Here is an 11,818-nt window from a genome sequence, read left to right as displayed (position 1 = left end):
GGCGCGGATCGGCGAAGAAGTTGCGCCAGCCGATGTCGGCGGCGGCCTGGCCACTGGCGCTGCGCGCGCCGTCCGCGCCCGGTTGCGTCGCGTAGACGCCGTCGGACGGGAAGCTGCCCGACACGGGGGCGGCGGGCCGCTGGTAATGCGGCGCCATCGTGCAGCCCGTGGCTGCGAACAGCAGGACCGCCGCGCCGGCCGTCATCGACGGTTTCAGGGCGGGGAAGGGAAAGCGGACGGCGAAGCGAGCGAAGGCGGACACGATGCGTCTCAATGCTGGGTGGCGAGCAGGCGCTCGCGTTCGGAGGCGCGCACGGCGCCGTGATTGCGCGCGAGGAAGGTGTAGACGGTGGGCAGCACGAACAGCGTGAACAGCGTGCCGACCAGCATCCCGGTCGAGACGGTGATGCCGATCGCGAAGCGGCTCGCCGCGCCGGCGCCGCTGGCGAACACCAGCGGCACCAGGCCGGCCACCATCGCGGCGGTGGTCATCAGGATTGGGCGCAGGCGCACCGCGGCGGCGCGCTCGATCGCGGCGAGCCGGTCCAGCCCCTCGTCGCGCTGCAGGTCGTTGGCGAAGCTGACCATCAGGATGCCGTGCTTGGTGATCAGGCCGATCAGGGTGACCAGGCCGATCTGCGTGTAGATGTTCAGCGTGGCATAACCGAGGTAGAGCGGCACCAGCGCGCCGCAGACCGACAGCGGCACCGAGACCAGGATCACCAGCGGATCGCGCAGGCTCTCGAATTGCGCGGCCAGCACCAGGAAGATCACGATCAGCGCGAACACGAAGGTGACGGTCAGGCGATTGCCTTCCTGCACGTATTGCCGCGATTCGCCGAGCCAGTCGATCGAATAACCGTGCGGCAGCGACTGCGCGGCCAGGAATTCGACCGCTTGCCCCATCGTCACGCCGGCCGCCGGCACGGCCGACAGCGTGACCGCGTTCATCTGGTTGAACTGGTTCAGCATGCTGGCCTGGTTGCCGGTGGTGACGCGCACCACCGTCGAGAGCGGGATCATCGCGCCGCTGCGCGTCTTCACGTAGTAGCGTGCCAGCGTCTCGGGCGTGAGCCGCTCGCCGCGCGCGACCTGAGGGATCACGTCGTAGGAGCGGCCCTTGAAGTTGAAGCGGTTCACGTAGTTCTCGCCGACCAGCACGGCCAGCGTATCGGCGATGTCCTGCATGGTGACGCCGAGCGCGTTGGCCTGGCTATGGTCGATCGTCAGCCTGACGGCGCGGCTGTCGAAGGTGAGGTCGCTGTCGACCGTCGAGAACAGCCCGCTCTTGCCCGCGGCGGCCTTGAGCTTCTCGACCGTCTCGTAGAGCTGCGGGTAATCGGCCGGCGCGCGCACCACCATCTGCACCGGCAGGCCGCCGCCGGACGCCGGCAGCGAGGGCAGCAGGAAGGTGAAGATCTGCTCGCCCTCGATCGCGCTCGCGCCGTTCTGCACGATGCCCTGCAACTGCGCCGCGCCGCGCTCGCGTTTGGACCAGTCCACCAGGTTGACGCCGGCGAAGCCCAGGTTGCTGCCGTTGTAGCCGTTCAGGATGAAGCTGGTATCGGCTTCGGGGAAGGCGCGGAAGGCGCGCTCGAGTTCGGGCGCGTAGCGCTCCATGTAGTCGAGGTTGGCGTACTTCGGCGCCTTCATGACGGCCATGATCGAGCCCTGGTCCTCGGGCGGCGCGAGTTCGCGCTTGACGCCCGAGAACAGCAGCACGATGCCGGCCAGCACCACCACGCCCACCAGCAGCACCAGCGGCCGCGCGCCGAGGCTGGCGCGCAGGCCGCGCCGGTACCAGCCGGTCAGGCGCGCCATCACCTGCTCGATGCGCTTGACGATGGGTCCTTCGGAGAGCTGCGCGGTGAGCAGCAGCGAGCCCAGCATCGGCGAGAGCGTCAGCGCGATCACGCCCGACACGAACACCGACCCCGCCAGCGTGAAGGCGAACTCCTTGAACAGCGAGCCGGTCAGCCCGCCCATCAGCCCGATCGGCGCGTAGACCGCCACCAGGGTGCCGGTCATCACGATCACCGGCATCACGATCTCGCGCGTGCCGATCAGCGCGGCGCGCACCGGCGGCTCGCCCGCCTCGATATGGCGATGGATGTTCTCGACCACCACGATCGCGTCGTCCACCACCAGGCCGATCGCCAGCACCATCGCCAGCAGGGTGAGGATGTTCAGCGAGAAACCGAACAGCAGCATCAGCAAGGCGGTGCCGACCAGCGACAGCGGGATCGTGAGGATCGGGATCAGCACCGCGCGGAAGCTGCCGAGGAACAGGAAGATCACCACCACCACGATCACCACCGTCTCGGCCAGCGTGGTGCGCACCTCGTCGATCGAGGCGTGGATGAAGCGGGCCACGTCGAAGCCGTCGGCGATGGTGAGGCCGGCCGGCTTGTTGCGCTCCATCGCCGGCAGCAGCGCGTCGATGCCCTGCACGATCTCCAGCGGGTTGCCCGAGGGCGTCGCGTTGACGGCGATATAGACCGCGCGCCGGCCGTTCATCAGCGCGCTCGAATCGTAGTTCTGGCCGCCGATCTCGACGGTGGCCACGTCGCGCAGCCGCACCAGGCTGTAGCCGTTGTCGGCTGCGCGCACCACCAGGTCGCCGAACGCGCGCGCGTCCTGCAGGTCGGTGTTGGCGCTGATGTCGGCCAGCGTCAGCGCGCCCTTGATCTGGCCCGGCGCGGCCTGCACGTTGTTGGCCTTCAGCGCGGCCGACACGTCGCCGGCCGAGAGGCCGTGCGCGGCGAGCCGGTCGGCATCGAGCCAGACGCGCATCGCGAGGTTCTGGCCGCTGAGGATGTCGGCCGAGGCCACGCCCGGCACCGTGGTCACCAGCGGCTGCGCCACGCGCACGATGTAGTCGGTGATCTCGGGGATCGACAGCGTGTCGCTCGCGAAACCGAGGTACATCACCGCGGTCGGCGCGTCGGTCAGCTTGGTGATGATCGAGTCGTAGGCGTCGGCGGGCAGCTTGTACTTGACCTCCTGCACCTTGGCCATGATTTCCGTCATGGCGCGATTCGAGTCGGCGTTCAGGCGCAGGCGCGCCTTGATCACGCTCTTGCCCTGGGTGGTGCTCGAGCTCAGGTAGTCGATGCCGTCGGCGGTCGCGATCGACTGCGCGATCGGGGTGGTGACGAAACCCTGCATCAGCGCCTGCGAGGCGCCCGGGTAGTCGGTCTCGACGCTGATGGTGGCGCTCTCCAGCGTCGGGTACTGGCGGATCGGCAGCGACATCAGCGCGCGCAGGCCGACCAGCAGGATCAGCAGGCTGACCACCAGGGCCAGCACCGGGCGGCGGATGAAGATGTCGGTGAAGGCCGGCTGCGAGCGGTGCGTGTTCATTGCGCCGTCTCCGTTTCCGTGTCGCGGGGGCCGGCCGCCAGGCTGGCCTGGTCGCCGTCGTGCCGGTCGTAGGCGATCTTCACGCGCGCGCCGGGCGCGACACGCACCTGGCCCGCGGTCAGCACCACCTCGCCGGCGCGCAGCCCCTCGAGCACCTCGATGCGCCCGCCGCCGGCGATTCCGGTGCGCACCTTGCGGAACGCGACGGTGCCGATGCCCTGCGTGTTCGGCTTCTCGACCACCGCGACGGTATCGCCGTCCTGCGAGCTCTGCACCGCCGTGTCGGGCACGGTCAGCACGTCGGGCCGCGAAGGCAGCTCCAGGGTGACGTGCGCGTACATGCCGGGCCGCAGCGGATGGCCGCGGTTGTCCAGGGTGGCCTGCACCGTCACGTTGCGGGTGGCGTCGCCCACGCGCGGCTCGATCGCCGTGACCTTGCCGACGAAATCGCGGCCCGGATAGGCATCGGCTGCCAGGTGCACGGCCTGGCCGGCGCGCAGTTGCCCCAGGTACTTCTGCGGCAGGGTGAAGTTGGCGTAGAGCGTGTCGAGGTCGGTCAGCGTGGCGATGGCCTCGCCCGCGTTCAGGTACTGACCGAGATTGACCTGGCGGATCCCGATCTCGCCGGCGAACGGCGCGCGCACCAGCTTCTGGCGGATCACCGCCTCGACCTGGCGCGCGTCGGCGCTGGCCGATTGGTAGTCGAACTGGTGCTGGTCGAACACGCTGCGCGGCTCGGCGCCGACCGGCGCGAGCGTGCGCGAGCGCGCCAGCTGGCTCTTCGCGAACACCGCCCTGGCCTGCAGGCTGGCGAGCTGGGCGCGTTCCGGGTCGTCGTAGAGCTGGACCAGCGGCTCGCCCTGGCGGACCTGGCTGCCCGGCGTGAAGTGGATCGCGGTGACGCGGCCCGCCACCTCGGGCGCGAGCATCACCTGCCGCACCGCCAGCAGGGTGCCGATCGCGTCGAGCGTGGAGGGCGCGGTGCCGGCGCGCACCACGCTGGCCGTCACGCTCATCGGGGGGGAAGGGGGCGGCGCCTCGTTGGCGACCGCCTCGCGGCCGCTGCGCCACAGGAACAGGCCGCCGAACACCACCGCCATGGCGGTGCCGGCAAGAATCAGTTGCGACGATTTCATGGGTGTCTCGACTACGCGGAAATCGGCCCGCAGGCCGGATCAGGTGTGGGGATGCGCGCTCGGCTCGATCTCGCGGGCGGCATGAGGGCTGGCCTCGGCGCTGGTGCCGGCGCCCGCGCCGGCTTGGCCGTCGGCCGGCCGCGGCGCTGGCGCGGGGGTGAACCACTGCACCAGCAGCATGCCGGCGAAGATCAGCAGCACGCCGGCCACTCGCCCGGGATTGGCGGGCTTCACGGGCAGCCCCATCAGCCCGTAGTTGTCGATCAGCAGCGAGGTCAGCATCTGGCCCGCGATCACGCTGACGATGAAGGTGGTCGCGCCCAGGCGCGGCGTCAGCACCAGGGCCGAGGTGATGTAGATCACGCCGGCGATGCCGCCGAACCAGATCCACACCGGCAGTTGCGTGGCGCGGCCGAGCAGCGGCGCATGCGCGTGCATCACGAACAGCGCGGGCAGCACGCACAGCAGGCTCACCAGCAGGGAGGCGACGGTGGCCCACAGCGGATGGCCGAGCGCGCGGCCCAGCGCGGCGTTGCTGCCCGCCTGCAGCGGCACCAGGGCGCCGGCCACCAGGGCAGCGCAGGCGAGGGTGGCGGTCGAGAGCGAAAGAGAGGTCGGCATCGTTCGTTCATCACGCGGTGGTTGTGTTCGGGCCGATTCTCTTATATTAATAATCTGAATGAAAATTCGTAGTAATTATCCCGGTAATTCAAATCATGAATAATCTAAAGCGGATCGACCTCAACCTGCTGGTGACCCTGCAGGCCTTGATGACGGAGAAACACATCTCCCGCACCGCCATGCGCCTGCACAAGAGCCAGCCCGCGATCAGCCATGCGCTGGCGCATCTGCGCGACATCTTCGACGACCCGCTGCTGGTGCGGCGCGGCGGCGGCCTGGAGCTGACCTCGCGCGCCAGCGAGCTGATGCAGCCGCTGTCGGATGCGCTGGACCAGCTAGGCGCCCTGCTCGAGCCGCCCGAATTCGATCCCTCGCAGGCGCAGCGGGTGTTTCGCGTGTCGATGTCCGACTACGGCGCGCGCATCGTGCTGCCCAGGCTGGTGCGCATGCTGCGCGCGACCGCGCCGGGCATCGAGCTGGTGGTCAGCCAGGCGACCCGCGAGGCGATGCGCATGCAGGTGATGGACGGCGAGGTCGACCTCGCGCTCGGCGTGTTCCCGCCGCCGTCCACCGAGCTGCACACCGAGACGCTGTTCGTCGAGACCTTCGCCTGCCTGGCCGACGCGGCCAGCATGCCGGCCTCGCGCATGCTCGACCTGGAGGCCTGGCTGGCGCGCCCGCATGCGCTGGTGGCGATGCGCGCCGGCACCGACAACGAGATCGACCGCGCGCTCGCGCAACTGCGCGCCGAGCGCCGCATCGCGGTGATCCTGCCGCACTGGGGCGTGGCCAACGAGCTGATCGTCGATACCGACCTGGTGCTGACGGTGGCGCGGCGCAACCTCGACGCGGTGCGCGCCGACACGCGGCTGTGCGTGTTCGACCCGCCGTTTCCGGTGGAGTCCTTCGAGTTCCAGCAGATGTGGCATCAGCGCCGGCAGGGCGACCCCGCCCACAGCTGGCTGCGCCAGGTGATCGCGCGGGTGGTGCGCGACCGCTGATTCCCGGCTCGCCGCTCCAGGCGATTTTTCCCGGATTTTCCGCCGCGTCCGCTTTCCTGTTCCGAATTGAATTGCCGATCCCGTGCGAGGTATTGCACGGGATTTTTTCATTTCCGAATTATTTCGGATTCTGAATCGGATATTTGCGCTGCATGCTTTTTGTTATGCATTTCGCGTGAAAGTAAAAAATAAGACGAATTGATATCGCGAATGGGCGACTTGCGATGCCTCGATCCGGTATCTCATGCCGATGCGTGCATGCACCCGTGAATCTGATTCAGCAAATCCGTCTGACGAATAGTGAAAGTGTGACAGGCTGTAAAAAATTCTCGAAATGAATGATGGCGATGCATCCAAAGAATTTCATGGGACCGATTCGCTTAGATACAATCCGCTTTCATTGAATGAATTAAGTCAAATTCCAAACCATTTCGAGGGAATGCAGCGGCATTTTGTCATGCTTATTCATGGCGTACATGCCGAATCATGAATCTGCTCGATAAGGAGGAGGCGAATATCGATAAATCTGGATAGGCAGCCGATTGACCCATCGATAGTGATTCCGTTGATATGGAAAGGTTACGAATGAGTACGACAGCTCGATACGATTCGATTGGCGGATTGTTTGAGGATTTCACGCAATCCGCCGCGCAGCGGGCCATCGAGGTCCGCACGATTTTCCACATGATTGGTGATGTTTCCGGCAAGTCGGTGCTGGATCTGGCTTGCGGATTCGGTTTTTTCGGGCGCGAAATCTACCGGCGCGGCGCGGCCGGCGTGGTCGGCGTGGATATCTCCGAGAAGATGATCGACCTGGCCCGCGAGGAATCGCGCAAATACGGCGATCCGCTCGAATTCCACGTGCGCGACGTGGCGAACATGGAGCCGCTCGGGCAATTCGACCTGGTCAATGCCGCCTGGCTCTTCAATTACGCGGATTCGGTCGAGAACCTGCGCAAGATGTTCAAGGTGGTGCGCGCGAGCCTGAAGCCGGACGGCAAGCTGGTGGCCTATACCGTCGATCCCGATTTCTCGCTGGCCAAGGGCAATTTCGCGAAATACGGCGTGAACGTGCTCAACGAGCGCCCCTGGGGACCCGGCCATCGCCACGATGCCGAGTTCGTCACCGAGCCGCCCAGCCCGTTCAGCTTCTACCGCTGGAGCCGCGCCGATTACGAAAGCGCGATCGCCGAGGCGGGTTTTAGCCACTTCGAATGGCAAAAGCCGCTGCTCGGTGCCGACGACATCGCCACCCACCCGCCTGGTTTCTGGGACGTGTTCCAGAACAACTGCCTGCAGACCGGCCTGGTTTGCAAGCCCTGATATTCCAGAGGCGGACCGATCCGCCCCATTCGTCCAGACTCTGCGCAAATCGGCAAGGCATGGCAGCCCGCTAGCGTCTCTGCCGATGCGCGCGCATCTCCTGAACCTGAGAGGCCGAGCCATGAATCAATCCGATGATCATTCCGGCGTGAGCATCCGCACACGCATCAAGGTGCCGATTCGTCCGCGTTCGAGCGCGACGGCATTTGAAACCGAGATGGTGACCTTCAACGGTCTTTGCGACGGCGCCGAGCATATCGCGCTGGTGTTCGGCAAGATCGGCGAGGCGCCGCTGGTACGCCTGCATTCCGAATGCCTGACGGGCGACGTGTTCGGCTCCGCGCGCTGCGATTGCGGCGAGCAGCTCGACGAGTCGGTCGCGCTGTTCGGCGAGCGCAGCGGCATCCTGCTCTACCTGCGCCAGGAAGGGCGCGGCATCGGGCTCTACAACAAGCTCGACGCGTATCGCCTGCAGATCTCGCAGGGGCTCGACACCTTCGCGGCCAATCGCGCGCTCAACTTCCCCGACGACCTGCGCGACTTCCGCGTGGCGGCCCAGATGCTCACGGCGCTCGGCGTCGGCGAGGTCTCGCTGGTCACCAACAACCCCGACAAGACCGCGCAACTGACCGATCACGGCATCAAGGTGCGCCAGGTGAAGTCGACCGGCGTGTTCGCCAACAGCGTCAACTTCGGCTACCTGCATGCGAAGGCGACCCAGCACCGGCATGCCATCAAGCTCAACGGAGAAATGCAATGATTGCCCATCGCAGCCCGATCAGCGGCATCGCCGCCCATCGCGACCAATACGTGCTGACGGCCGGCTACGACAACCAGGTGATCCTGTGGGACGCGAAGACGCAGCAGCCGCTGGCGCGCGCGATGCACGACCATCTCGCCAACCAGGGCGCGTTCTCGCCGAACGGCGACTACGTGGTGACCTCCTCGTCCGACTACACCGCGCGTCTGTGGACCGTGCCGAACCTGCGCCTGGTCGCGGTGTTCGCCGACCAGGAGGACGACGTCGAGATGAGCGTGTTCCATCCGTCCAAGCCGCTGGTGGCGACCGCTTCGCGCGACCATCGCGTGCGCGTCTATGACTTCTCCGGCCGGCTGGTGCAGACCTTCGCGGGGCATGCCGCCGACGTGATCTCGGTCGAGTGGATGAGCGATGCCGACGAGCTGGTCTCGTCGAGCGACGACGGCACCATCAAGCGCTGGTCGCTCGCCACCGGCGGCCTGGTCGGCGACGTCGACCTGAACGGCATCGAGACCGACACCATCGTGATCGCCCCGGACAGCCGCATCTTCGCCGGCAACGACGAAGGCGAGATCATCATGATCGACGGCGATCGGCGCGCCACGCTCAAGGCGCACGATGCCGGCGTGAAGCGCCTGGTGCTCGACGGCCGGCGCGGCCTGCTGGTGTCGCTGTCCTACGACCGCACCATGCGGCTGTGGAAGGTCGGCGCGGGCATGCCCGAGGCCAGCGGCGGCACGCAACTGCCGCCCGAGGTCTGGCCGCGCTCCTGCTCGTTCGAGGGCGACGACCACATCGTGTTCTCGACCTTCCATTCCACCTACCGCCGCTACAACTGGAAGCTTTCGCGCTGGGACAGCAGCGAGATCGCGCCGACCCATGGCGCCAACGCGGCGATCGCGATCGACGGCAAGGTCTGGACCATCGGCGACGCGGGCGTGGTGCGTGTCGACGGCGTGGAGCACGCGAACACGCACAGCCTCTGCAACTTCCTGACGGTGGCGGGTGACGTGGTGTTGACGGGCGGCCAGCTCGGCAAGCTGTTCGACGCGCGCAGCGGGCGCGAGCTCTACCAGCACCGCTCGCCGCTCAACTGCGCGGCCAGCTTCGAGCACGAGGGGGTGACGCATGCGATCGTCGGCGCCTATACCGGCGAGGGCATCGTGCTGCGCATCGAGGGCGACAAGGTGCGGCACGTGCGCGACCTGCCGCTGCATCCGAACGCGGTGAAGGGCGTGGCGCGCTCGGGCGACCTGCTGTTCTCGGTGGCGGCCGATGCCTCGGCGACCTGGGTGCGCTGCTCGACGCTGGAGATCGTCGCCACACTGCCCGATGCGCACGACAAGATCGCCAATGGCTGCGCCGGCCTCGGCGAGGGCTACTTCGCCTCGATCAGCCGCGATCTCAAGCTGCGGATCTGGTCGCCCGACCAGCAAGTCGAGCTGATCGACACGCCGCACACGCATTCGATCAAGTGCGTGAGCGCGAGCGGCGACGGTCGTTACATCGCCACCGGCAGCTACTACGGGCGCGTGGCGATCTACGACCGCGTCGAGCGCCGCTGGAGCTTCGATGCGCGCGTGAGCACGGCGGGCGTGTCCTCGCTGAGCTTCGATCCCCTGTCGCGGCATTTCCTCGCCAGCTCCTACGACGGCCAGGTCTACCGCGTGCCGGCGATCCCGCGCTGAAGCCGGCCCGGCCGGCGCCCGCTGCGGCGGCCGCCGGCCGGCCTTTCGTCCGAGCGCGCGACGGCTGCCGCGCCGCGCGCGATTTGCCCATCCGATCCTGCAATCGACTGCTACCGACCATGACCATCACGTTGGCTGACAATCCGAACCGCCTCACCGATCGCGAGGCAATGGGCCTGCCCGAAACCTTCGTCGCGCGCACGCCGGCCGCGCTGCTCGCCGGCCACGAGGACCTGCTCGGCGCCGGCGCGCCCTGCCTGGTCGAGATCGTCGAGGATCCCGCCCAGCCGTTCGCGCGCCGTCATGCGGCGGGCGCCTTGCTCGGCCTGCTCGGCGATCCGCGCATTCGTCCGCTCGAGCCGGTGATGCGGCGCATCGAGGCGGCGCGGGCGAGGATCGGCCTCGATCCCGCCGAGCTCGGGCGCGTGCTGGCCGAGTGGGAGCGGGTCGGCGTGATCGAGCCGTGGATAGCGAAGGAGTGCCCGGCCCACACCGTCGAGCTGGCCTCCTATGCGCTGATGCGCTATCCGGTCAGCAACCTCGAATACCGCCTGTTCCTCGAGGACACCGGCTCGACCGAGCTGCCGAGTTCCTGGGCCTTCGGCGTCTATCCGGCCGAACGCTCGAATCATCCGGTGTGGTCGGTGTCGGCCGAGGCGGCCGACCACTATGCGCGCTGGCTCGCGCAGAAGACCGGGCGCGCGTTCCGGCTGCCGAGCGAGGCCGAATGGGAATACGCGGCGGCCGGCGGCGCGGCGCGCGAATATCCCTGGGGCGACGCGTTCGATCCGGCCGCCGCGAACACGGTCGAGGCGGGCCCGCTGAGTACCACCCCGGTCGGCATCTTTCCGGCCGGCCGCAGCGTGTTCGGCATCGACGACCTGGGCGGCAATGTCGAGGAATACGTTGCCGACGACTACCGCGCCTATCCCGGCGGCGATGCGATCGACGATGATCTCGCCCTGACCCAGGGCGCCTATCGCGTCGCGCGCGGCGGCAGCTTCACGCGCTTCGGCGACCTGGCGCGCTGCGCGCGCCGCCACGGACGCTATCAGCGCGACATCTACGCGATGGGCTTCCGGCTCGCGGAGACGCTGCGATGAACGGCGCGCTGCGCAGTATCGAGGTCCACGACGATGCCTCGCGCGAGGCGCTCGATCGCGCCTGGATGGCCAGGGCGCTGGAGCTGGCGGCGCGGGGGCTGTATACGACCACGCCGAATCCGCGGGTCGGCTGCGTGATCGTCAAGCAGGGGATCCTGATCGGCGAGGGCTACACCCAGCCGGCCGGCCACGACCACGCCGAGGTGCGCGCGATGAAGGATGCGCTCGCTCGCGGCCATGAGCTGCGCGGCGCGACCGCCTACGTGACGCTCGAACCGTGCAGCCATTACGGCCGCACGCCGCCCTGCGCGAAGGGGCTGGTCGAGGCGGGCATCGCCACCGTGGTGGCGGCGATGGAAGACCCCAACCCACAGGTATCGGGGCGTGGTTACGCGATGCTGCGCGAGGCCGGCATCGAGGTGCGCGGCGGCGTGCTCGAGGATGAGGCGCGCGAGCTCAATATCGGCTTCGTGTCGCGCATGACGCGCGCTCGGCCCTGGGTGCGCATGAAGATGGCCGCCTCGCTCGACGGCCGCAGCGCGCTGCCCGACGGCGCGAGCCAGTGGATCACCGGCGCCGCCGCGCGTGCCGACGGCCATGCCTGGCGCGCGCGGGCCTGCTCGATCCTGACCGGCATCGGCACGGTGCGCGGCGACGATCCGCAACTGAACGTGCGCGGCATCGACACGCCGCGCCAGCCGCGGCGCGTGCTGATCGACGGCCGGCTCGACCTGCCGCACGAGGCGCGGCTGATGGCCGGCACGCCGCCGCTGGTATTCTGCGGCGAACTCGATGCGTCGGCGCGCGCGCGTGCCGATGCGCT

Annotated in this window: 9 protein-coding genes and 1 pseudogene; 6 read left to right on the top strand and 4 right to left on the bottom strand. The window is 68.0% G+C overall.

All coding sequences use genetic code 11. The features are described 5' to 3' along the window. The 4 genes and pseudogenes from F3J18_RS32080 to F3J18_RS32065 form a co-directional block, all read right to left on the bottom strand. Window positions 1–205 (bottom strand): annotated as a pseudogene (locus F3J18_RS32080) (multidrug transporter); the annotation flags it as partial. A 65-nt stretch (window positions 206–270) separates the two neighbouring features. After that, complete coding sequence (locus tag F3J18_RS32075) at window positions 271–3,363, bottom strand: efflux RND transporter permease subunit (protein ID WP_166916123.1); 3,093 nt, start codon at window positions 3,361–3,363, stop codon at window positions 271–273. Then, a complete protein-coding gene (locus tag F3J18_RS32070; protein WP_166916121.1) occupies window positions 3,360–4,499 on the bottom strand; it encodes an efflux RND transporter periplasmic adaptor subunit in 1,140 nt (379 codons plus the stop codon). The genes F3J18_RS32075 and F3J18_RS32070 overlap by 4 nt, the downstream gene beginning before the upstream one ends. A 39-nt stretch (window positions 4,500–4,538) precedes the next feature. After that, window positions 4,539–5,120: a DMT family transporter gene (locus F3J18_RS32065; protein WP_025100567.1), complete on the bottom strand. Its 582-nt coding sequence runs from the start codon at window positions 5,118–5,120 to the stop codon at window positions 4,539–4,541. A gap of 95 nt (window positions 5,121–5,215) precedes the next feature. Here F3J18_RS32065 and F3J18_RS32060 point away from each other — a divergent pair, with 95 nt between their 5' ends. From F3J18_RS32060 to ribD, 6 genes are all read left to right on the top strand, one after another. Further along, window positions 5,216–6,121 carry a LysR family transcriptional regulator gene (locus F3J18_RS32060; protein WP_025100566.1) on the top strand — a complete coding sequence of 302 codons (906 nt, stop codon included), beginning with the start codon at window positions 5,216–5,218 and terminating at the stop codon, window positions 6,119–6,121. Between the two features lie 570 nt (window positions 6,122–6,691). Next, on the top strand, window positions 6,692–7,444 hold the full coding sequence (locus F3J18_RS32055; RefSeq protein ID WP_341772810.1) for a class I SAM-dependent methyltransferase: 753 nt from the start codon (window positions 6,692–6,694) through the stop codon (window positions 7,442–7,444). A gap of 121 nt (window positions 7,445–7,565) precedes the next feature. Beyond that, window positions 7,566–8,204, top strand: coding sequence for a GTP cyclohydrolase II (gene ribA / locus F3J18_RS32050; RefSeq protein ID WP_166916119.1), 639 nt, complete (start codon window positions 7,566–7,568; stop codon window positions 8,202–8,204). Continuing rightward, complete coding sequence (locus F3J18_RS32045) at window positions 8,201–9,892, top strand: WD40 repeat domain-containing protein (RefSeq protein ID WP_025100563.1); 1,692 nt, start codon at window positions 8,201–8,203, stop codon at window positions 9,890–9,892. Before ribA ends, F3J18_RS32045 begins: the two co-directional genes overlap by 4 nt. A 119-nt stretch (window positions 9,893–10,011) precedes the next feature. Beyond that, window positions 10,012–10,995, top strand: coding sequence for an SUMF1/EgtB/PvdO family nonheme iron enzyme (locus F3J18_RS32040; protein WP_025100562.1), 984 nt, complete (start codon window positions 10,012–10,014; stop codon window positions 10,993–10,995). Between the two features lie 65 nt (window positions 10,996–11,060). Beyond that, window positions 11,061–11,818, top strand: a 758-nt coding sequence (ribD, locus tag F3J18_RS32035) for a bifunctional diaminohydroxyphosphoribosylaminopyrimidine deaminase/5-amino-6-(5-phosphoribosylamino)uracil reductase RibD (protein ID WP_166916125.1), incomplete at its 3' end; no start/stop codon positions are given.

It is taken from the genome of Burkholderia sp. Ax-1720 (genome assembly GCF_011753035.1).
GTDB classification, from domain to species: Bacteria; Pseudomonadota; Gammaproteobacteria; order Burkholderiales; family Burkholderiaceae; genus Burkholderia; species Burkholderia gladioli.
This window is presented reverse-complemented; position numbering and strand designations above follow the sequence as displayed.

Coding starts and splice junctions, on each gene's coding strand:
- F3J18_RS32075 (WP_166916123.1), bottom strand. CDS start 3,363: ATGAACACGCACCGCTCGCAGCCGGCCTTCACCGACATCTTCATCCGC.
- F3J18_RS32070 (WP_166916121.1), bottom strand. CDS start 4,499: ATGAAATCGTCGCAACTGATTCTTGCCGGCACCGCCATGGCGGTGGTG.
- F3J18_RS32065 (WP_025100567.1), bottom strand. CDS start 5,120: ATGCCGACCTCTCTTTCGCTCTCGACCGCCACCCTCGCCTGCGCTGCC.
- F3J18_RS32060 (WP_025100566.1), top strand. CDS start 5,216: ATGAATAATCTAAAGCGGATCGACCTCAACCTGCTGGTGACCCTGCAG.
- F3J18_RS32055 (WP_341772810.1), top strand. CDS start 6,692: ATGGAAAGGTTACGAATGAGTACGACAGCTCGATACGATTCGATTGGC.
- ribA (WP_166916119.1), top strand. CDS start 7,566: ATGAATCAATCCGATGATCATTCCGGCGTGAGCATCCGCACACGCATC.
- F3J18_RS32045 (WP_025100563.1), top strand. CDS start 8,201: ATGATTGCCCATCGCAGCCCGATCAGCGGCATCGCCGCCCATCGCGAC.
- F3J18_RS32040 (WP_025100562.1), top strand. CDS start 10,012: ATGACCATCACGTTGGCTGACAATCCGAACCGCCTCACCGATCGCGAG.